General features: G+C 57.5%; 19 protein-coding genes and 1 tRNA gene. 9 read left to right on the forward strand and 11 right to left on the reverse strand.

Going from position 1 to position 21632, the window contains the following annotated elements; all coding sequences use genetic code 11:
* Positions 1-55 precede the first annotated feature (55 nt).
* The 3 genes from ACXZ66_RS04695 to ACXZ66_RS04705 all read left to right on the forward strand — a co-directional run bounded on the left by ACXZ66_RS04695 (position 56) and on the right by ACXZ66_RS04705 (position 3159).
* Positions 56-892, forward strand: a complete 837-nt coding sequence (locus tag ACXZ66_RS04695) for an aldo/keto reductase (protein ID WP_458750738.1) — start codon at positions 56-58, stop codon at positions 890-892.
* A gap of 332 nt (positions 893-1224) precedes the next feature.
* Positions 1225-1503, forward strand: coding sequence for a DUF485 domain-containing protein (locus ACXZ66_RS04700; protein ID WP_458751277.1), 279 nt, complete (start codon positions 1225-1227; stop codon positions 1501-1503).
* 3 nt (positions 1504-1506) lie between these two features.
* Positions 1507-3159, forward strand: coding sequence for a solute symporter family protein (locus tag ACXZ66_RS04705; RefSeq protein ID WP_458750739.1), 1653 nt, complete (start codon positions 1507-1509; stop codon positions 3157-3159).
* Positions 3160-3250: 91 nt separating this feature from the next.
* Here ACXZ66_RS04705 and ACXZ66_RS04710 read toward each other — a convergent pair whose 3' ends face one another.
* The gene (locus ACXZ66_RS04710) at positions 3251-4195 is read right to left on the reverse strand and encodes a glycoside hydrolase domain-containing protein (RefSeq protein WP_458750740.1); all 945 of its coding nucleotides are present in this window, start codon (positions 4193-4195) and stop codon (positions 3251-3253) included.
* Positions 4196-4760: 565 nt separating this feature from the next.
* A tRNA-Arg gene (locus tag ACXZ66_RS04715) sits at positions 4761-4833 on the reverse strand.
* 140 nt (positions 4834-4973) lie between these two features.
* Here ACXZ66_RS04715 and ACXZ66_RS04720 point away from each other — a divergent pair.
* Positions 4974-5252: a hypothetical protein gene (locus tag ACXZ66_RS04720; RefSeq protein WP_458750741.1), complete on the forward strand. Its 279-nt coding sequence runs from the start codon at positions 4974-4976 to the stop codon at positions 5250-5252.
* A gap of 3 nt (positions 5253-5255) precedes the next feature.
* On the opposite strand, the gene ACXZ66_RS04725 is transcribed toward ACXZ66_RS04720, so the two are convergent.
* From ACXZ66_RS04725 to ACXZ66_RS04740, 4 genes are read right to left on the reverse strand one after another with little or no spacing between them, the layout of a single operon-like run.
* The gene (locus ACXZ66_RS04725; RefSeq protein ID WP_458750742.1) at positions 5256-5531 is read right to left on the reverse strand and encodes a mycoredoxin; all 276 of its coding nucleotides are present in this window, start codon (positions 5529-5531) and stop codon (positions 5256-5258) included.
* Positions 5524-6048: a dihydrofolate reductase gene (locus ACXZ66_RS04730; RefSeq protein WP_458750743.1), complete on the reverse strand. Its 525-nt coding sequence runs from the start codon at positions 6046-6048 to the stop codon at positions 5524-5526. Before ACXZ66_RS04730 ends, ACXZ66_RS04725 begins: the two co-directional genes overlap by 8 nt.
* Positions 6045-6845, reverse strand: a complete 801-nt coding sequence (locus tag ACXZ66_RS04735) for a thymidylate synthase (RefSeq protein WP_458750744.1) — start codon at positions 6843-6845, stop codon at positions 6045-6047. Before ACXZ66_RS04735 ends, ACXZ66_RS04730 begins: the two co-directional genes overlap by 4 nt.
* Positions 6846-6902: 57 nt before the next feature.
* Positions 6903-7667, reverse strand: coding sequence for a 3'(2'),5'-bisphosphate nucleotidase CysQ (locus tag ACXZ66_RS04740; protein ID WP_458750745.1), 765 nt, complete (start codon positions 7665-7667; stop codon positions 6903-6905).
* Positions 7668-7717: 50 nt separating this feature from the next.
* Here ACXZ66_RS04740 and ACXZ66_RS04745 point away from each other — a divergent pair, with 50 nt between their 5' ends.
* Both ACXZ66_RS04745 and ACXZ66_RS04750 read left to right on the forward strand, forming a co-directional pair.
* Positions 7718-12343: an ATP-dependent helicase gene (locus tag ACXZ66_RS04745; RefSeq protein WP_458750746.1), complete on the forward strand. Its 4626-nt coding sequence runs from the start codon at positions 7718-7720 to the stop codon at positions 12341-12343.
* A gap of 25 nt (positions 12344-12368) precedes the next feature.
* Positions 12369-13166, forward strand: a complete 798-nt coding sequence (locus ACXZ66_RS04750) for a DNA-formamidopyrimidine glycosylase family protein (protein ID WP_458750747.1) — start codon at positions 12369-12371, stop codon at positions 13164-13166.
* Between the two features lie 4 nt (positions 13167-13170).
* Here the strand turns inward: ACXZ66_RS04750 and ACXZ66_RS04755 are convergent, their stop codons facing one another.
* Positions 13171-13851, reverse strand: a complete 681-nt coding sequence (locus ACXZ66_RS04755) for a DedA family protein (protein WP_458750748.1) — start codon at positions 13849-13851, stop codon at positions 13171-13173.
* Between the two features lie 167 nt (positions 13852-14018).
* Between ACXZ66_RS04755 and ACXZ66_RS04760 the strand changes: the two genes are divergently transcribed.
* The gene (locus tag ACXZ66_RS04760) at positions 14019-14432 is read left to right on the forward strand and encodes a YccF domain-containing protein (RefSeq protein ID WP_458750749.1); all 414 of its coding nucleotides are present in this window, start codon (positions 14019-14021) and stop codon (positions 14430-14432) included.
* Here the strand turns inward: ACXZ66_RS04760 and ACXZ66_RS04765 are convergent.
* Complete coding sequence (locus tag ACXZ66_RS04765; RefSeq protein ID WP_458750750.1) at positions 14422-15912, reverse strand: glutamate-cysteine ligase family protein; 1491 nt, start codon at positions 15910-15912, stop codon at positions 14422-14424. The genes ACXZ66_RS04760 and ACXZ66_RS04765 overlap by 11 nt on opposite strands.
* A 10-nt stretch (positions 15913-15922) precedes the next feature.
* Complete coding sequence (gene pgi, locus ACXZ66_RS04770; protein WP_458750751.1) at positions 15923-17557, reverse strand: glucose-6-phosphate isomerase; 1635 nt, start codon at positions 17555-17557, stop codon at positions 15923-15925.
* A 91-nt stretch (positions 17558-17648) separates the two neighbouring features.
* Here pgi and ACXZ66_RS04775 point away from each other — a divergent pair, with 91 nt between their 5' ends.
* A complete protein-coding gene (locus ACXZ66_RS04775) occupies positions 17649-17978 on the forward strand; it encodes an antibiotic biosynthesis monooxygenase family protein (RefSeq protein ID WP_458750752.1) in 330 nt (109 codons plus the stop codon).
* 32 nt (positions 17979-18010) lie between these two features.
* Here the strand turns inward: ACXZ66_RS04775 and ACXZ66_RS04780 are convergent, their stop codons facing one another.
* Complete coding sequence (locus ACXZ66_RS04780) at positions 18011-18310, reverse strand: chorismate mutase (protein WP_458750753.1); 300 nt, start codon at positions 18308-18310, stop codon at positions 18011-18013.
* Positions 18311-18380: 70 nt separating this feature from the next.
* Here ACXZ66_RS04780 and pcrA point away from each other — a divergent pair, with 70 nt between their 5' ends.
* Positions 18381-20690 carry a DNA helicase PcrA gene (pcrA, locus tag ACXZ66_RS04785; protein WP_458751278.1) on the forward strand — a complete coding sequence of 770 codons (2310 nt, stop codon included), beginning with the start codon at positions 18381-18383 and terminating at the stop codon, positions 20688-20690.
* On the opposite strand, the gene ACXZ66_RS04790 is transcribed toward pcrA, so the two are convergent.
* On the reverse strand, positions 20691-21368 hold the full coding sequence (locus tag ACXZ66_RS04790; RefSeq protein WP_458750754.1) for a M23 family metallopeptidase: 678 nt from the start codon (positions 21366-21368) through the stop codon (positions 20691-20693).
* Positions 21369-21632 lie beyond the last annotated feature (264 nt).

A 21632-nucleotide genomic window follows, 5' to 3' on the forward strand; every position in this document is an offset into this window, starting at 1 on the left:
TGTGCTTTGGCTCAAGTTGTCGCGATTGAGGTGTCGGACAAGGCAGAATAGAGCCATGACTACTCCGCAGATACCGAACGTGACGTTGAACGACGGCTATGAAATGCCACTTCTTGGTTTTGGCACATACAAGCTTGGCGACGAGACCGAGTCCCTTGTCCGCCGTGCAATCGAACTGGGTTACCGCCACATTGACACGGCATCACTCTATGGCAATGAGGAGGCAGTGGGTCGCGCGATCAATGGGGCGATCACGGCGGGAGAGGTAACTCGCGAAGAGCTCTTCGTGACGACGAAGCTCTGGAACGATGACCAAGGCAATGTAGCCAAGGCCTATCAAGAATCGCTGCGAAAGCTCAACCTTGAATTCGTGGATCTCTACATGATCCACTGGCCTCATCCACGCCAAGGGCTGTTTGTGCAAGCATTCGAAGACATGGCGCGGCTGCAGGGGCTGGGGCAGCTGCAGTCCTTGGGTGTTGCCAATTTCTATGAAGAGGTCCTGGACGAGCTCATCGATCGCACTGGTATTACCCCGACGGTGAATCAGGTGGAACTCCATGTGGGGTTCACTCAGGATGAACTACGCGCGTATAACACAAAACGGGGGATCGTGACGGAGGCGTGGGCACCCCTGGCCCGGGCCACAATGGTCCACAATCCTGACCTGAAAGCAATCTCTGCTAAGTATGACAAGACTTATAGTCAAATCATGTTGAGGTTCCTCCTTCAATTAGGTATTTCGTCTGTGCCGAAAACTTCTAGTCCAGAACGGCTGGAAGAAAACCTCGGCATTTTTGATTTCCGGCTGGTCAAAACGGATATGGATATTCTGTCGAGGATTGCTGGAGAACGGCTTTCTAACGACCCGCGGACGTTTCCTGAGCAATAGGACTAGTTGCAATACGTTCGGTATGTAACTGATGTAAAGACTTTTTAGCTTCCCATTCGGACATTTGCAATATTTGCAAAACCGCCTTTTATACCAATTCGGGGGGAGAGGTGGTATCTTATTAAAACGCTGGTAACGGGATTTTGTGGGGGTAGTTGATCCGGTCATTTCCATTTTGAGAGTCAAACCAATCGAACTTGCAATGTGAGCCAGGTAACTTGCAATGTGTCGAACTTGTTTAGACCACATTATGAAGGGAGTCGACCGTGAGTGATTCAACGAAGACCGCCGGGACAACCCGTCGGGAACCCACGTCCGAAGACTTTATTGCAATGCAAAAAAGTCCTCAGTTCCAAAAACTACGTAAGACCTACCGCCAGTTCACCTTCCCGGTATCTGTCGCATTCTTCGTCTGGTACATGTTCTACGTTCTCGTAGCAACGTACTTGCCAGATCAGATGGCGCAGCCATTCTGGGGCCTTAACGTCGGCCTTTGGCTCGGCTTGGCTCAGTTCGCTACCACCTTCTTGATCACGTGGGCATACGTTGTCTACGCGAACAAGAACATCGAGCCTCAAGCGGCAGCAATCCGCGAAGAAATGGAAGGCTAAAAAATGAATACCATTTTCCTTGCGCAAGAAGCCACGTCGGAAGGCGTAGGCAACCCATGGTTGAACATCGGCGTGTTCGCAGCGTTCATTGTTATTACCCTCTTGATCGTCTCCCGTGTTGGTAAGACCACCAGCGAAGCATCTGACTTCTACACCGGTGGCGCACAGTTCAGCGGTACTCAGAACGGTCTCGCAATTGCTGGTGACTACCTCTCGGCAGCGTCCTTCCTCGGTATCGTCGGTGCAATTGCGCTGAACGGCTACGACGGCTTCCTCTACTCGGTTGGCTTCTTCGTGGCATGGCTCGTAGCTCTGCTGCTCGTGGCTGAGCCACTGCGTAACGTTGGCCGCTTCACCATGGCGGACGTGCTTTCCTTCCGACTGAAGCAGAAGCCAGTTCGCGTGGCTGCTGCATTCGGCACACTGTTCGTGTCCCTGTTCTACCTGATTGCTCAGATGGCTGGTGCCGGCTCGCTGGTGTCCGTTCTGCTGAACCTGCACACCTTCACCGCACAGGCAATCTGCGTGGGCATCGTCGGCATTATCATGATCGCTTACGTTCTCATCGGTGGTATGAAGGGCACCACTTACGTCCAGATGATCAAGGCTGTCCTGCTTGTTGGTGGCGTTGCTATCATGACCATTCTTGTATTCGTTGTTATCCGCGGTGGCATGGGCACCCTGCTTGAAGACGCAGTGAACACGCACGCAGCTTCCGAGCGCATCAAGGAGGTCGGCTACGATGCAATGGACATCCTTGCTCCAGGTCTGCAGTACGGTGCGACCGCAACCTCTAAGCTGGACTTCGTTTCCCTGGGTTTGTCCCTGGTCCTTGGTACCGCAGGTCTGCCACACGTTCTGATGCGCTTCTACACTGTTCCTACGGCAACTGAAGCACGTAAGTCCGTGACCGTGGCAATTGTCCTCATCGGTGCTTTCTACCTGATGACCCTGGTTCTCGGCTACGCTGCAGCTGCACTGGTCGGACCAGACCGGATCATTGCTGCACCTGGTGGTGCAAACGCGGCGGCTCCGCTGCTCGCCTTCGAGCTAGGTGGCTCCATCTTCATGGCGCTGATATCCGCGGTCGCGTTCGCTACAGTGCTTGCCGTTGTGGCAGGTCTGGCAATTACCGCCTCGGCATCTGTTGCTCACGATATCTACCACGCAGTTATCCGCGACGGAAAGTCTTCCGAAGCAGAGCAGGTGCGAGTCTCTCGTATCACTGTGGTTGTCATCGGTATCGTCGCTATCGTCCTCGGCATCCTGGCAATGCAGCAAAACGTTGCATTCCTGGTCTCCCTGGCGTTCGCAATCGCGGCATCTGCAAACCTGCCAACCATCCTGTTCTCGCTGTACTGGAAGCGCTTCAACACCACCGGTGCGGTTGCCTCCATGTACACCGGCCTGGTTGTTGCACTCGTGCTCATCATCCTGTCCCCAGCAGTCTCCGGCTCGCCAACGTCGATGATCCCAGGCGCAGACTGGGCTATCTTCCCACTGAAGAGCCCTGGTATCGTCTCGATTCCACTTGCGTTCCTTGCAGGTATCATCGGTACTTACTTGGGTAAGCCTGACAACCTGGATCACCTCCAGGCTGAGATGGAAGTTCGCTCCCTCACCGGTGTCGGTGTTGAGAAGCCAGTCGACCACTAAACAATTGCCGGTCTAAATCGGTTCAAGCTAGATAAACACTTCACCCCCAACCTCGTGCACGAGGTTGGGGGTGAAGTGTTTATCGTGAAGATTATTGGATGAATTTCCGCGCTGCCTCGAGAGCAGTCTGGAGATCCTGCTGGTTGATATTTGAGGAGAGGTTGGACGCCTGGGCTCCGATCTGGTCCAATTGCGCCTTGTCGGGCAGTGGGATCGAGTAGGTTGTCGACTGACCCGTTGAATCTTGAGTAGCGCCTGATTGACCAGGCTGGTTCGACGGGGTCTGCGTTGTCTGGCCCGGCTTCCACTGGCCCCAGTCCTCTGCGTAGACGTTATTGATATCTACCTCGACACCGTCCACGCGGGTCTGCCAACCGGCCTTTTGGTGAATCGTGACGCGTGGGTGAATCTTGCCATTCGAGCCCCAATCATGCTGCCAGAAGAAGGATCCGATTCCGTCCTGGATTGCCCATTCGATTGTGTTCCAGTTGCCATAGATGCCTGTTTGGTACCCGGCGGCTGTAAGCGCAGCCTGGAAAGCCTGCAAGTAGGGACGAATCTGGTTGGTGTATTGGGTCTGGGTTGGGTTGTCGTCGATAGCAACGTAAATCGGGCGACCAGTTGGACCACCGGCTGCGCGGTGCAGCGCGATTGCTTGAGGTGCATGCGTTGCGGCGCCAGCTGCACCTTGAAGCCAGTCGGCAGTGGTTTCCCTTCCGAATTGGTAGACCGAGGCTGTAGAAAGCCCGTTGGCCGCAAAGTCTTGGGTTTCTGCGAGGCGGACAGGTTTGCCGGCCATCCATGCTGCGTCTGGACGCGGCTGCGAAACGTAGCGCACCGCGCCCAAGTGTCCGGCTGCTGCTACGGCACTGCCGGATGGGACACCTGCGGAGTAATCGATAACTGTGCCAATGATTGAATTTTGAGCCCGTGCGGCTGGTGCAACCGATGTTCCGACTACGCCAGCTGCCACTGCGATGGAGGCGGCCTTAAGCACGCCACGGCGACTATAGGTAGAATTGTTCACATTCGTCACGGTAGCAACTTCAGGCACATCATGCTAGGTAAGTCGCCGACTTTTTATGAGAAACTTGTTTCCTTGGTCGTGCCCCACTAGGTGCACTTCGCATGACTTTGTTTGAATTGACCTGGGCTTTTGGATTTCGCAGTGCGTTAGGTCCGGTTTTTCGCTTCACGACGACCCCCTTCGCGTACCTAACGCCCGACGAAAACTAAAACCCCAGGTCAGATAATGGTGATATCTTGCAAAGTGCACGTCTTTAAACGTTCAAGCAATTCTGGGGGTGGGGCAACGCATGTTGAGAAACTTGTTTCCTTGGTCGTGCCCCACTAGGTGCACTTTGCATGGCTTTGTTTGAAATGACCTGGGCTTTTAGATTTCGCAGTGCGTTAGGTCCGGTTTTTCGCTTCACGACGACCCCCTTCGCGTACCTAACGCCCGACGAAAACTAAAACCCCAGGTCAGATAATGGTGACATCTTGCAAAGTGCACGTCTTTAAACGTTCAAGCAATTCTGGGGGTGGGGCAACGCGAAACCCCACCTTCCTGGCGAAGATGCAGGTAGATGGGGTTTATTTTGTGCCCTAGAGAGGGTTCGAACCTCCGACACCGGCTTTAGGAGAGCCGTGCTCTATCCACTGAGCTACTAGGGCAAAATCTAAACGGAACAAAGTATAGGGTACCGCACATCCAGAAGACACCGTGAATTAGGCTAAGGACCTACCGGGTGAGTGTTTGTGTGCCCAAAACTGATTAGACCAGATGCTTAGACCAGAAAGGCCGTGAGAAACCAATGTCTCAGACCCAACCATCTTTTACAGACGTACAACGCCGCAAGATCGACGTTGAACTAGTCAGCAAGGACGGCATTCCGGTGCTCTCTGTGGATAAGGAGCTGCCCGGGGGATCGTCGAAACGCGTTCTTCTGCTCAACCACCACGATGCGCGACGCTTGAAAACCGCTCTTGAAAACTACCTTAACGAAGTGGCTGCCCGAGAGCTTGCTGGCCATACTGCCTCGCTGTCGCCGAAGGACATGGTGGATCTCTTCGGCGAAGACGAGGACGATTAAAGCTTAAGCACTGAGCTCGCAGTACTTTTCGTCGACGGACTCTGCTGGTGGGTTTGTCGCATGCGAGCCGTCGGAGAAGCGCACCGTAGGAACGACCGCATTGCCATTATTGACGGACATGACCCACTCGGCGGCCTCTTCGTTACCTGGCTCCTCGATGTCGATCAAGGTATACGGGGTTCCGCTGCTGGCTAGGCCCTGCTTGAGCCGGCGGCAGTAACCGCACCAGCTGGTGGCGTAGACGGTGACATGATTGGGGACATGATTATTGTCAGACATGTTCCTTGGCAACCTTTCTATCGTAAGTAAGAAAGCGGTATCGCAGAGGCTCGTCCGAGCCGTTGAGGTGGCCGGACTCTGATTGGAGCCAGCCGGTGTCGTGCATGAGGGCAAACTCGTCCTCGGGGATCGCCGGGGCGAAGACGGCCTCGTCGCCGTAGGCATCGGCGATGATTGCGTCGATGACTGTTACTTCGATGATGTCCAACATGTCCATCATGGATTCGTAGAGGCGAGCGCCACCGATGATCCATGTGTCCGTGGCAAGGTCTGGAACATCGGGGAAGACGAATGCACCGTTGGACCAGTTACCGGGTTCTTTCGAGGACACAACGTAATTATCGCGTCCGGGCAGGGGACGTTTAGGCAATGAAAGCCACGTGCGACGCCCCATGATCACAGGACTGCCCATGGTGGTGATTTTGAAGTGGCGAAGATCCTCGGGCATGTGCCATGGCATGCCTTGTCCGTCGCCGATCACCCCGTCGACGGATTGAGCCCAAATTGCGCCGATCATACTGAAACTGGGGCAGCGATCTTTGGGTGAGGGTTGTAGCCCTCGACGACAAAATCTTCGAAGCTATAGTCAAACAGCGAAGCGGCCTTGTTCAGCTTCAACTGCGGATACGGGCGGGCCTCGCGGGAGAGCTGCTCTTTTACCTGTTCAACGTGGTCGTTGTAGATATGGCAGTCACCGCCAGTCCAGATCAGCTCGCCAACTTCTAAGCCAGCTTGCTGGGCAAACATGTGCGTCAGCAGCGCGTAGGAAGCAATGTTGAAAGGAACGCCGAGGAACATATCTGCAGAGCGCTGGTAGACCTGCATGGACAGCTTGCCGTCAACCACATAAAGCTGGAAGAGCAGGTGACAGGGCAGAAGCGCCATCTTGTCTAGCTCGGAAACGTTCCAGGCTGAGACGATATTGCGACGCGAGTCAGGGTTATTTACTAAGGTGTCTAGCGCACCTTGAATCTGGTCGATGTGCTGGCCATCGGGAGTGGGCCACGAGCGCCACTGCACACCGTAAACTGGGCCGAGCTCGCCGTCTTCGTCGGCCCATTCGTCCCAGATCTTGATGTTATTGTCTTGCAGCCACTTCACGTTGGAGTCACCGCGCAGGAACCACAACAACTCGCCGACAACACCTTTGAAGAAGACTTTCTTCGTGGTCAGCAGTGGGAAGGATTCAGCCAGGTTGTAGCGAATTTGGCGCCCGAACACGCTGCGCGTGCCGGTGCCGGTACGGTCGCCCTTGGCCTGGCCGTTATCCAGGATATCTTGGAGCAAATCCTCATAGGGGGTAGGCACAGTCATGGCCCCAAGATTAACGCCCAACGCCCGATTCGTCCAAGACAACGTGAGTAACCCACCCTAGGGTTCGAAGGTGCCGTGCTCGTCATAGAACCCGCGGGCCAGCTCGAGGATTTGATCGGCCAGCTCAGGGCGGCAGATCAGCAGGTCTGGGATATAAGTATCCGAGTTGTTGTAGCGCAGTGGCTCACCGTTGAGGCGGGAAGCATGCAAACCTGCGGCCAAGGCAACTCCAACGGGCGCTGCCTGATCCCACTCGTACTGGCCGCCAGCGTGAATATAAGCATCATGGTCACCGAGCAAAACGTGCATGGCCTTTGCGCCGGCAGAGCCGATACCTTCGACCTCGAAGCCAAGGTCCGCGGCGATGTGTTGGGCAACTGCTGGCGGGCGGTTGCGCGAAATAGCAATCTTGCCCGCGAATGGGCCATTGACGTAGCGCACATCGGAGGATTTAAATACCACGCCAAGGTCAGGCAATCCGACGGCCGCATGGGTAGGGACCCCATTTTCCACCAGCGCGATGTGCACTGCCCAGTCCTGGCGACCGGTGGCGAACTCTTTGGTGCCGTCGAGCGGGTCGACGATCCACACCCTGTCCTTGCTCAGGCGAGCCGGGTTATCGGCGGCTTCCTCTGACAAAAAGCCATCGTCTGGACGGTGCTGGCGCAATACGCGCGCGATCCAGTTTTGGGCGAGATCGTCACCGGCTTCGCCGAGCTCGCGGCCACGCAGAAGGCCTACGCCACGGATACCTTTGAGGATTTCCCCTGTGCCTTGGGCGATCAGGTTGGTCAGCCGAGAGTCAGAGTACTGAGCGGTCATAATCCAAAGACTACCGTGGAAGTGTCGATCGCGGGGGTTAAAGTATGTCCATGAGTGAATTCGTCCTGGACCGTTTCTACCCGCAGGTAGCCACGTGGTTTCGGGAGGTCTTCGAAGCCCCAACCACAGTCCAAGAGCAGGCCTGGGAGGCTATTTCTGCAGGTGAGAACTCACTGGTTGTTGCGCCGACCGGTTCCGGTAAAACCCTGGCCGCCTTCTTATGGTCGCTGAATTCACTGGTGGAACGCGCAGGCCAACAAGTGCTCCCCGTGGGCCAGCCCACAGGTTCGACCACCAGAGGAGTTAAGGTCCTCTATATCTCGCCACTTAAGGCCTTGGGGGTGGATGTCCAAAACAACCTCCGCGCGCCTCTGAATGGCATCGCGCGCGTGGCCGAGCGGATGGGCCGGCCAATGCCGGATATTTCGGTGGGAGTGCGCTCAGGCGATACCCCGCAGGCCGAGCGCAATCGCCAGGTCCGCAAGCCACCGGACATCTTGATCACCACGCCCGAGTCGGCATACCTCATGCTCACCAGCAAGGCGGCAACTATTCTCAAGGACGTGGACACCGTCATCATCGACGAGATCCACGCGCTCGCAGGAACGAAGCGTGGCGTGCACCTCTCCCTGACCCTTGAGCGGTTGCGGCGCATCGCAGGCGACTTCCAACGCATCGGTCTCTCGGCAACCGTGCGCCCGCTCGACGAGGTAGCAAATTTCCTCGGTCGCAACACCACCATCATCAACCCGCCAGCCGAAAAACGCTGGGAGCTCAACGTCCGCGTGCCCGTCGAGGACATGAGCGATTTGCCCGTGCCCGAGGATGCCTCCACGATCGGCGAAGCTATTATCGACGATCGCCTGAACGAGCCAGATCAAGTCGACGCCGGCGCAGGCCCGACTGCAGCCTCCAGCATTTGGCCACATATTGAGGAGCAGCTCTACAACGAGATCATGCAGCACCGTTCCACGCTGGTGTTCGTCAATTCCAGGCGCACCGCCGAGCGGTTAACCTCGCAGCTCAACGAGCGCTGGGCCAGGGAGCATGACCCGGATTCTTTGTCTACGCCTATGCGTCGCCCACCTGCGCAAGTGATGGTACCGGCGGATACTGCAGGTCATGCGGCTCCCGTTATCGCGCGCGCCCACCACGGCAGCGTGTCCAAGGACGAACGCATCCTCACTGAGATGATGCTGAAGGAGGGTTCCCTGCGTGCGGTGGTGGCCACCAGTTCCCTCGAACTGGGCATTGACATGGGTGCCGTGGACTTGGTGGTGCAAGTGGAATCTCCGCCGTCCGTAGCCTCCGGTTTACAGCGGGTGGGCCGCGCCGGGCACTCTGTTGGTGCCACTTCCCACGGTTCCTTCTACCCGAAGCACCGCTCTGACCTGGTGCAAACGGCGGTCACGGTGCCGAGAATGCGCGAAGGCGCAATCGAGGAGTTGCATACCCCGAAGAATCCTTTAGACGTGCTCGCCCAGCAAACAGTGGCGGCCGTGGCGGTCGAAGACTTGGACGTGGACGATTGGTACGAGACCGTGCGACGCGCCTGGCCCTACCGCGACCTTGCCCGCGAGGTTTATGATTCGGTGATTGACCTGGTCACGGGCGTGTATCCCTCGACGGACTTCGCTGAATTGCGCCCGCGCGCGATCTTGGACGGCACCGTGCTTAAGGCACGTCCCGGCGCGCAGCGCGTTGCCGTGACCAATGCCGGTACGATCCCGGACCGCGGGATGTTTGGTGTGTTCCTCGTCGGCGGGGAGGCGGGGTCGGCTCCCCGGCGCGTCGGTGAGCTCGACGAGGAGATGGTCTACGAGTCCCGCGTCGGCGACGTGTTCACCCTTGGTGCGTCGAGTTGGCGCATTGAGAACATCACGCGCGACCAGGTCCAGGTCTCGCCCGCGCCGGGGCACACTGGTCGCCTGCCGTTTTGGACAGGCGATAGCCTAGGCAGGCCGTATGAGCTGGGGAAGGCACTTGGTGCTTATCGACGAGAGGTGCACGCGGATGCGTCGATCGTCGATAAGAGCCTCGATGCGTATGCCCGGGGCAACTTGCTGAGCTACCTGGATGAACAGGAAGAGGCCACCGGCACGATTCCGGACGAGAAGACGCTGGTCCTGGAACGTTTCACCGACGAACTAGGGGATTGGCGCGTGGTGTTGCACACCCCGTTTGGCAAGGGGGTCAACGCGGCGTGGGCGCTGGCAACCGGGTATCGGATTTCGCAGGAGACGGGCATGGACGCCCAGGCCGTTGCTGGCGATGACGGGATTGTGCTGCGCCTGCCTCAAATGGATAAGGAACCGGATGCCTCCTTGTTTATTTTCGAGGCCGATGACATCGCCGATATCGTGACCGAACAGGTGGGGAATTCGGCGCTGTTCGCCTCGCGCTTTCGCGAGTGCGCGGCCAGGGCCCTATTGCTTCCACGCAGGAATCCGGGCAAGCGCGCGCCGTTATGGCAGCAGCGCCAACGCGCGGAGCAGCTCCTTGATGTGGCCCGAAAGTATCCAAGTTTCCCGATCATTCTGGAAACGGTGCGCGAGTGCTTGCAGGATGTCTACGATCTGCCTGCTTTGCAGGAGGTAATGGGGGACCTAAATACGCGTCGGATTCGGGTCGCCGAGGTCACCACCGATCAGCCCAGTCCCTTCGCGTCGAGCCTGCTGTTTAATTACACGGGCGCATTTATGTACGAGGGCGATACCCCGCTGGCGGAGAAGCGTGCCGCGGCCCTCGCCTTGGATCCATCGCTTTTGGCGAAGCTGCTGGGCACCGTGGAGCTGCGTGAGCTGCTCGACCCAGAGATCATCGCGGAGGTGGATGCGAACCTGCGGCGCGTAGGCAAGGCAGCGACCTCCGAGCAGTTCGCTGACACGTTGCGCATGACGGGTCCGGTGCTTATCGACGAGCTGCCGACCTACACTTCCGTGCCTCTCGCAGCGTTGGAAAGTTCCCTGGGACACCGCGTGATGCGCGTGCGCATTGGTGGCCGTGAGTACTTAGCTCAGAGCCTGGATGCGCCTTTGCTGCGCGATGGACTGGGTGTGCCGGTTCCCCCAGGTGTTGCTGCCCAACAGGACACGATCCAGGATGCGCTCGCGCAGTTAGTAAGCAGGTGGGTGCGCACCCGCGGCCCGTTTACGCTGCGTGAGCTTGCAGCTGCCTTTGGCCTGGCCATCGGAGCTGCGTACTCTGCGCTGCAGCCGTTAGTGGATGCAGAAAAGGTGGTCGAGGGCAGGTTCCGCCAGGGCGTGGAGGAACAGGAGTATTGCGCCGCCGAGGTTTTAAAGATCATTCGGACGCGCTCGCTGGCGGCTGCTCGGGCGCAGACTCGGCCGGTGTCGCAGTCCGCGTTTGCGCGCTTTAGCGTGGACTGGGCAAATATTGCACCAGTGGGAACGAGGGCTGCGCTGCGCGGGGCCGACGGGGTGTACACCACGCTCGAGCAGCTCGCCGGGGTGCGCCTGCCGGCCAGTGCCTGGGAATCGGTGGTGCTGCCCAGCCGGGTAGGCGATTACAACCCGGCGATGTTGGACCAATTGACTCTGTCAGGGGAGGTGCTCATTGTGGGCGCGGGAAAGGCGGGGGCGCGTGATCCGTGGATTATGCTGCTGCCCGCAGACTACGCGGAACAATTAATTCCGCAGGTCGAGGAGCCGGTGCTCAGCATGACTCAGCAGCGCATCATGGAGCGGATGCGCGCAGGTGGCGGATTTCTTTTCACCGACCTGTTAGAAAACACCGATACCGAGGAACTTCGAGAAGCCATGTGGGACCTCGTGGAGGCAGGGGTGATTGCACCGGATTCTTTTGCCCCTATTCGCACCCGTCTGGCCGGAGGAAAGACGGCTCACAAGGTGAAGCGTCGGCCGTCTCGTTCCAGGATCAGGACGGGACGGACTAACTTTTCCCCGGTCACACCACCCGACATGGTGGGCAGGTGGGCAGCAACCCCTGCCCCCGACACAGACCCGACGCAGCGCTCGCTGGCTCAAGGTGAGGCGTGGTTGGATCGCTACGGTGTAGTTACTCGGGGATCAGTGGTGGCCGAAAACGTGTTGGGCGGATTCGCGCTGGCCTACAAGGTGCTCTCGGGTTTCGAAGAATCCGGCAAGGCGATGCGCGGCTATTTGGTGGAGGGCCTTGGTGCCTCGCAGTTTTCTACACCTGCAGTCATTGACAGGTTGCGCGGACACCAAGATACCGATGACGTGGTGGGCTGGCCCTCGGGAACACAGGAACCAAAGGTGCATGTCCTGGCGGCAACCGATCCGGCTAACCCCTATGGCGCGGCACTGCCGTGGCCCGGGCAAGGCCCAACCCGGGCCGCGGGTGCGTTGGTGGTGCTCATCGATGGTCTGCTTGCCGCGCACATCACCCGCGGTGGCAAGACCTTGACCACATTCTTCGACAGCTTCCCCGCAGGCATCGAGGATCCAATGCCACAGGTCATTGCAGCGCTTTCTGATGTTGTGGCCAAGGGGCTCATCCAACCACTCAATGTGGAACGAGTCAACGGCGAATCCGCCTACATCTTGCGCGACTATGGTGCAGAAGTCACCCCACGGGGCGCGAAGATAACGGGGCGGAGGCGATCGTCGCAAAGCAAAAACCGTGGTCGCAGCTACGCCGAAGCTATCGACGAGCTGAACTTCGACGACTGAGCGCGCGCGATTATGATGAGGCGTTATGCCAGAAGGTGATTCAATCTATCAGTTAGCCAAGCGGCTGAAATTGATGGAAGGACGTAAGGTCACGGCGACCTCGTTGCGCTGGCCGAGCTATGCCACGGTGGACTTCACGGGGCTGACCTGCGAGCGGGTGTGGCCCTACGGGAAACACCTGTATATGCAATTTGGCAACGATATTTTGCAGACGCACCTAAAAATGGAGGGCACGTGGTCGATCCACCGGGCGGGCGCGCGGTGGAGGAAACCCGGACATGCAGCGCGCGTGGTGCTGCAGCTTGCCGACGAGGCCCGCGACATCGAGCTGGTGGGATTTTGGCTGGGGCTCGTCGAGGTGTTCCCCGCACGTGAATACCCCGAGCGCGTCAGCTACTTAGGCCCAGACATCTTAGAGCCCGAGTGGGACATCGACGAGGCCCAGAGTCGGATCGAAGCACAGCCCACGCAGACCATCGGCCAAGCTCTGCTTGATCAAAAGAACCTCGCAGGAATTGGCAACGAGTACCGGGCAGAGATCTGTTTTATCGCAGGCGTGCACCCGAAAGCCAAAGTGCGCGATGTGAATGTACGCCGGATTTTAGAGATTGCCAGGCGATTGATCTGGGCCAATAAAGATGCCCCGGTGCGAGTGACCACAGGGATCAAACGCGCCGGGGAAACAAGCTACGTATTTGGCAGGAACAACAAACCGTGCAGGCGGTGTACCACGCTGATTAAGAAAGATTTCCTTGGCGGCAACGGGGACCTAGAACGAGTGATTTGGTGGTGCCCAACATGTCAGCCACTGGCTGGCAGCTAAGCGCTTACTTGTGCTTCGGGTTGCTCTCGGGAACTACTTCCCAGTCGCCGGTATCGGCAGGAAAATCGGGTGCATTCTTGCGCTTCTTCTGGCGCAGGACCAGGTAGACGAACCCTGCCACTAGGAGAACCAGAATGATGACGTAGATGACGTTGGAGTACTGGTTCACATACACCTCGACCTTGGTGTACTGATCGCCGAGGATGTAACCCAGGTAAATCAAAATCGCGTTCCAAATACCGGAGCCAGCCGTGGTCCACAGACCGAACTTGAACAGATTCATCCGGTCAATGCCCGCAGGAATAGAGATCAGAGAGCGCACACCAGGGATGAGGCGACCGAAGAAGACAGAGGCAGAGCCGTACCTGTCGAACCAATTCAGCGCCTTGGTGACATCTTGTGGCTCAACCAGCCACATCCAGTCCGCGATCTTGCGCAGGCGCTCGGCCCCCAGCCATGCACCCAGAGCGTAGAGAATATAGGCACCAACTACGGAACCCGCCGTCGCCCACAGGAACGTGCTGAGCATGTTCAGGGAGCCCTGTGAGACCGTGAAGCCAGCAAGTGGGAGGACTACCTCAGATGGGATCGGAGGGAAGAGATTCTCCAACAAGATGGCGATGCCGACGCCGGGCGCGCCGAGGAGCTCCATCAAGCTCACGATCCAGTCGATTATTCCTTGCACGTATGGCTCCTTATGGAAATTCTGCTACTTAAAAAGAGGGTAAAACATCTTAATTATGCCCGCACGCATTGGTCCAGACACCATCGAACATGGCCATCGGGCCAGATTAGTCCTCGTTTCACTTATTTTTGCCAGGTTATCGGCAGCCAGCAGAATAAGATGAAACCATGAATCTGATTCTAAACATCATCTGGTTTGTCTTCGGTGGCATCTGGCTTGCTTTAGGGTATTTCGTATTCGGGGTCATCGCCTGCCTCTTCGTGGTGACCATCCCCGCCGGCATCGCATCTTTCCGGATGGCAAAGTTCGCGCTCTGGCCATTCGGTCGCTCGGTGATCCAACCGGTGGGCGGCACCGGCGGTTTCTCCACCATCGGAAACGTTATCTGGTTCCTCGTCGCTGGCCTCTGGCTGTCCATCGGCCACATCACCACCGCGGCCGCCCAGGCCGTTACCATTATCGGCATCCCGCTGGCCATCGCTAATTTGCGGATGATCCCAGTGACCTGCTTCCCATTCGGCCGCCGCATCGTCGACAGCGACCGTATCCCCGTGGGCTGGGAACCCATGATCAAGATGTAGTGGGAATCTTCCAGGTATGCACGGGGTCGCCGCCGCGCTGGTTGTCTAGGTAATCACTTAACATCTGCGTCAATGCTTCGCGACGATCGGGCGTATCCGGTAGCGTGCCCCGCCCATAATGCTTCAACGCCGCCAGTTGCCAGGATGCCCCGTTTTGGCGGGTTTGGGCACGTGCAGCAATGATGCCCAGGTATTCGTCGATAAGCGAAGGCGCAACGTGCAACTCCTCGAGGCCCTCCCGGGCCTGCGGCAGGAGATGCTCCGTGACCAGCGTCGACGCATTGATCCTGCCCAGCGTTGGCCACCTCAAGCGCGAATAAAGACCATGCTTGGCGGCCGCGTAGAAATTGCTCGTGGCCTCCTCGAACGTCAGGCGCGACCACACCGGGCGGTTCTGCTCGGCGAGGTATTTCACCATGCCGTAGTAGAAAGCCGCATCGGCGACGATATCGGCTACCGATGGACCCGCAGGCAGCAGGCGATTTTCCACACGGATATGGGAAAGATCCCCGCTCGGATCATAAATCGGGCGGTTCCAACGCCACACCGTGCCGTTATGCAGGTTCAGGTAGTGCAGGGCGGGGGAGTCACCGTCCATCATCGGGGTGCCTGACGACGAACGATTCTCTGGCAACAGCGGAGAGAAGTACCGGACGTTTTCCTCAAACAGGTCAAAAACGCTAGTGATCCACCGTTCCCCAAACCAGACGCGGGGGCGCACACCCTGGGTGAGCAGCTCGTCGGTACGCGTATCTATGGACTGCTGGAACACCGCAATGCGCGACTCGTGCCAGAGCCTGTGGCCGAGGAAAAGAGGTGAGTTCGCACTCAGTGCCACCTGAACTGCGGCGATGGCCTGGGAGGCGTTCCACACATCCGCGAAGCGGTTTGGGGCGACCTGCAAGTGAAGCTGGATCGAGGTACACGAGGACTCAGGCGCGATGTCCTCGAATTCATGCTGATAGTGCTCCTCACCCGTGATGTTGATGGGCAGGAGCTCGCCGCGGGAGGAAATGATGGAGTTGTTCAGCGCAAGATAGCGATTCTCCTGGGTCATCCAGGCGGGATCTTCCAGGAATTCTGTAGTGAGGGTGGGCAACGTGCCAATCATGGCCACGTGCGCCCCCGCATTGGTAGCTGCCACGTGAACGTTTTGGAGACGCTCAGCGAGGCCTTGGTGAAGCTGGCTCAGGCCATTACCCGCCAGCGAGAGTGGCGGGTGATTCAGCTCAACGTTGTAGGCGCCGATCTCCGACTGATATTCGTCGGAGAGCTGCGCCAGGACCTCTTGATTGCGCGGCGTTGGCTGCAAATCATCGCCGACCAAGTTGAGCTCAAGCTCAAGGCCGATGGTGCCGTGATCGATGAATTGGGCATCTTGGAGGTGCTTGTCGAAGATTTCCAAATCATCCATCAACCGCTTGCGATACGTGCTGCGCTCGCGCGGGGTGTAGGTCTTAGAAGAAACTGAGTCGCCCATGCCAGTTATTTTACTTCTTCGAGCGGTACCATTCGATCAAAGAATCGGTGGAGCTATCACCTGTGTTGGCTTCCTCAGCGCCGGAGACTGCAGCTGCAAGCTGGTTGGCCTGCTGCTTGCCCAGTTCCACGCCCCACTGATCGAAGGAGTTGATATCCCAGATCACGCCTTCGGTGAAGGTGATGTGCTCGTAGAGAGCAATCAACGCGCCGAGTGCATGCGGAGTGAGTTCCTCAGCCAAAATCGTGGTGGTCGGGCGGTTACCAGGCATCACCTTGTGCGGTGCCAGGTCCGCAGAGACACCCTCGGCCTTGATTTCGGCTTCGGTCTTTCCGAAGGCCAGAACCTTGGTCTGGGCGAAGAAGTTGCCCATCAACAGATCGTGCATGGAACCTTCGCCACTTGCGGTGGGCAGGTCAGCCTTCGGGGTAGCAAAACCGATGAAGTCTGCCGGGATCATCGACGTGCCCTGGTGAATGAGCTGGTAGAAAGCGTGCTGGCCGTTGGTGCCCGGCTCGCCCCAGAACACCTCGCCGGTGTCGTAGGTCACCGGGGTGCCGTCGTGGCGAACCGACTTACCGTTGGACTCCATGGTCAGCTGCTGCAGGTATGCAGGGAAACGACCAAGGTCCTCGGAGTAGGGGAGTACTGCGTGGGATTGGGCACCGTAGAAGTTGCGGTACCAGACGTTGATCAGACCCATCAGGGCTGGAACATTCTGGCGCAGATCTGTGGTGCGGAAGTGCTCGTCCATGTCGGAGAAGCCGGAAAGGAAACGCATGAAGTCCTGGGGGCCGATCACAGCCATCAAGGAAAGACCGATTGCGGAGTCTACGGAGTAGCGCCCGCCCACCCAGTCCCAGAATGGGAACATGTTCTTGGTATCAATACCGAACTCAGCAACCTTCTCCGCGTTTGTCGATACCGCGACGAAATGCTTCGCAATCGCAGACTCATCGCCATTAAACTGCTCGAGCAGCCAACGCTTAGCTGCGTGCGCATTCGAGAGAGTTTCCTGGGTAGTAAAGGTCTTGGAAGCAACGATGAACAGTGTCGACTCCGGATCGGCATTGTCCAGCACACTGGTCATATCGGCAGGGTCGACGTTAGAGACAAACTCGGCGGTAATTCCCGCGGTGGCATAAGCACGCAGCGCCTTAGTTGCCATTGCTGGGCCAAGATCCGAACCACCTATGCCAATGTTGACGACCTTCTTGATCGTGCGGCCGGTATGCCCCAGCCACTCACCAGAGCGCAGCGCCGAGGCGAAATCACGCATCCGGCCGAGTACCTCATGAACATCGGCGGCGACATCCTGGCCATCGACCTCCAGATCCTTGTCCACCGGCAGACGCAGTGCGGTGTGCAGTACCGCGCGGTCCTCGGTGTTATTAATATGTACGCCCTTAAACATTGCCTCGGTTTTTTCCTTGAGTTGCGCCTCCTCGGCGAGTTCGATCAAGGCATCCAGCGTGGCATCGTCGATCAGGTTCTTCGACAGGTCAACGTGCAGGCCAGCTGCGTCGAGTGTGTATTTCTGGGCACGATCGCCTTCCGCGAAGAGGTCGCGCAGGGTGGCATCCTTCTTCTCCGCATAAAGATTCGTGAGCTTTTCCCAGGCCGCAGTGCTTGTGATGTCCGACATACTTCCTCCAGATTGGTGATTTCTACCTACCAAATCTAGTGAAAAAAGATAGTTCTCGCGCAGTAATTGAAACGAGGGCATACTGGACGCCATGAGCATTGTGAAGATTAATGCGCTGACCGTTCCCGAAGCGGCAGCGAGCACCCTGGAAGAGCGTTTTGCAGCACGAAAGCAGGCCGTCGATTCGGCCCCGGGTTTTGAAGGTTTCCAGCTCCTGCGCCCCGTTGCAGGCGAGGACCGATACTTTGCGGTCACGCGCTGGAAGGACGAAGAGTCCTACGCAGCATGGCGCGACGGCGACGCACGGCAAGCACACGCTCGCCCTGCACAAGAAAACGGAGAAGCACCCCGCAAGCCGGCAGCCACGAATTCCGAGTTGCTCGAGTTCGAGGTAGTGCTCGATTCCACCGACGGAAAATAATTATCGACGATCGCGAGGCGCGGACTACAGGGTTAACCGAGTTTTCCGCGCCCTAAGCGCAGCAAAATACCCGCCAAGTTTGGGCCCTCTTCGCCGAGCTCCTCGCGGAACTGATTGATAATTGCAACTTCTCGCGTGTGCACGAGACGCGTACCACCTGAGTCCATCCGGGTTTTCCCGATGGCTTGGGAAACCTGCGTGCGCCGCTTTACCGCATCAAGGATGACCTTGTCGAGGCGGTCGATCTCTTTGCGATATTCCTGAATCTCAGCATCCGATAGTGGATCGTCGGTGCCCGACGGCGTGCGGATCTCAAGATTGTCTTCACTCATGTCACTTATTGTGCCACGGGGTCGACGCTTCGTCGCAATGTCTGGTGCAACTAGTAGGTTTATTTACATCATGACTACAGATCTGACTTTGGGCCTTAATCCGCAACAAACTGCCGCGGTCGAGCACGCAGGCAGCCCACTCCTCATCGTCGCTGGGGCAGGCTCGGGAAAAACAGCGGTGCTCACTCGTCGTATAGCGCACCTGCTCACTAACCGGGGTGTCGCACCCTGGCAGATCCTGGCCATCACCTTTACAAATAAGGCAGCCGCCGAGATGAAAGAGCGCGTAGCCAGCCTGATTGGACCTCAGGCGGAGCGCATGTGGGTGGCCACGTTCCACTCTGTGTGCGTGCGGATCTTGCGGCAGCAAGCACAGCTCGTGCCTGGTTTGAATACCAATTTCACTATTTATGATGCGGATGATTCCCGGCGCCTGCTGACTATGATTGCCAAGGACATGAACCTGGATCTAAAGAAGTTCAGTGCTAGGGCATTGTCGAATGCGATTTCAAACCTAAAGAACGAATTGATTGCTCCCGATCAGGCGAAGGCGAACGCGGATCGCACGAAAAACCTCTTCGACGTCACCGTGGCTGACGTCTATGCGGAATACCAGCGGCGCCTGCGTGCGTCGAACGCGGTGGATTTCGACGATCTGATTGGTGAAGTAGTCCGTATTTTCCAGCAGCATCCGCAGGTCACTGACTATTACCGCAGGCGTTTTAGGCACGTGCTCGTAGACGAGTACCAGGACACCAACCATGCGCAGTACGAACTGATTCACACCTTGGTCGGTGATGGCCCGGATGCACCTGAATTGGCCGTGGTGGGCGATAGTGATCAGTCCATTTATGCATTCCGTGGTGCCACAATCCGCAATATTGAGGAGTTCGAGCGCGACTATCCGAACGCCACCACGATTTTGCTGGAGCAGAACTATCGCTCGACGCAGAATATTTTGGAAGCGGCCAACGCTGTGATCTCACAAAACGAGGGTCGACGGCCGAAAAATTTGTGGACCGATCATGGCTCCGGAGACAAGATCGTCGGCTACGTTGCAGACAATGAGCATGACGAGGCGCGCTTCATTGCAAATGAGATTGATTCCCTGACGGATCAGGGCAGGCGCTACTCGGATATCGCAGTCATGTACCGCACAAACAACTCATCTCGTGCACTCGAGGACATTTTTATCCGTTCAGGCATTCCTTACAAGGTCGTCGGTGGTACCCGCTTTTACGAGCGCCGTGAGATCCGTGACATTGTTGCGTATCTGCGTGTGATTGACAATCCCGATGACACGGTCAGCCTGCGTCGTATTATCAACGTGCCCAAGCGCGCAATCGGGGATAAGGCCCAAGCGATGGTGGCGTTGCACGCGGACAATAACAACATCAGTTTCGGCAAGGCGTTGCGTGATGCCCAAGAGGGCAACGTGGACATGTTGGCCACGCGCGCGAAAAATGCCATTACCGGTTTCAATGAAATGATGGATACGGTTCGGGCGGAATTGCCCGGAATGACCAATGAGATCACTGGGATGCCCGACTTGGGGCTGTTGGTGTCGCGCATTTTGGATATCACTGGCTATAAGGCAGAGCTGGAAGCATCGAATGACCCGCAAGATGGCGCTCGCCTAGATAACGTCAACGAGCTTGTTTCTGTGGCACGCGAGTTCTCTAGTGAAGCGGCAAACTCGTTGGCCTACGATGATGCGCCCGAGCTGGAAGAAGGGGAACCACAGCCTGGCTCCTTGCAGTCGTTCCTTGAGCGGGTGTCTTTGGTGGCAGACGCCGACCAGATTCCTGAAAATGATCAGGGTGTGGTCACAATGATGACCTTGCATACCGCGAAGGGCCTGGAATTTCCCGTGGTGTTTGTTACCGGGTGGGAGGATGGCCAGTTCCCGCACCTTCGTGCTTTAGGAGACCCCGCCGAGCTAGCCGAAGAGCGTCGCTTAGCCTATGTCGGCATTACCCGTGCGCGAGAGCGCTTGTATTTGACCCGGGCAATGCTGCGTTCGTCTTGGGGCAATCCGGTAACTAACCCTGCCAGCCGCTTCCTCGTAGAAATCCCTTCGGATCTCATCGACTGGCGCAGGGAAGAACCAACCTATAGCTACTCCTCGAGCGCGTGGGGTTCGCCACATCAAGCCCGTCCATCTCGACCGCAGCGCGCTCAAACTCCGAAGTCAAGCATGAAGGTAAACAAGAACCTGAAGCTCGACGTGGGTGATAAGGTCAATCACGCGAAGTACGGGCTGGGTACTGTGATGGCTGTCGACGGTGCGGGTGCCCGCGAAACCGTGACCATTGATTTTGGTTCGGCCGGAACGGTGCGCCTCATGCTCATCGGCGGCGTTCCCATGGAAAAGCTGTAACTAGCTGATGTTGATACCGCGCTCAGCAAACCACGGGCGCGGATCGACAGCGGTGGTGCCATCAGGCTTGATCTCAAAGTGAAGGTGCGGGCCGGTAGATTGGCCTTCGTTGCCAACTGCTGCGATGACATCCCCTGCGGAGACCTTTTGGCCAACTGAGACGTTATAAGACGCCATATGGCCGTACACGGACTTTTCGCCATTGGAGTGTTGAAGTACTACCCAGTTGCCAAAGCCCTGGGCTGGACCGGCGTTGACAACTGTGCCGTCCATGACCGCGCGGATCGGGGTCCCGAGGGGAGCGGCAATATCGATGCCTTTGTGCTGTGCGCCCCAGCGGGCGCCGAATCCAGAAGTAAAGGTGCCTACTGTCGGCAGTACAACCCGCCGCCCCTGGGCATCCATTCCCTCTTGTTGCGTGATTGGGTAGGTGGGTTCAGCCTCCTCCGGTACGTATTCGTCAAGGGTGCGAGGGTCAAAGACAATGGAATACCCGGCAGCCGAAATTGTGGCTCCCGTGGAAGAAGCCTGCGTGGTTGCGTCTGTTAGTGCGGTGAGTATGGAGTTGAGGTCGGTGATGGGGGCACCATCGACGTTGATCGTGAGGGCCTGAGCCTGTGCCGTAGGGGCAAGGACCACAGCGGTGGCGGTGGCGAGTGCGAGTGTCCAACGTTTCATATTGGTCCTTTTCGTGTGCGACAAAAATAAAGCAGCCTCGAAGGGCGCAACGTTTCTTAAGATAACGGTGGTATCACTGCCTTGCAATGCGTTGACGTGCAGTTTCGGTGGCAAGTAACGGTATTGGTATTCGAAAACGCCAGTTCAACGAATCGAACTAGAGTGACTGAAGGGGTAAAAGAAAGTTTTGGGACTTGAGGTGACAAAGGGGTGGTAGTGGGGGTAGGGGTGCATGTGGAAAATGTGTCGCTGCCTGGAATCGGG

This window comes from Corynebacterium sp. S7 (assembly GCF_054401105.1).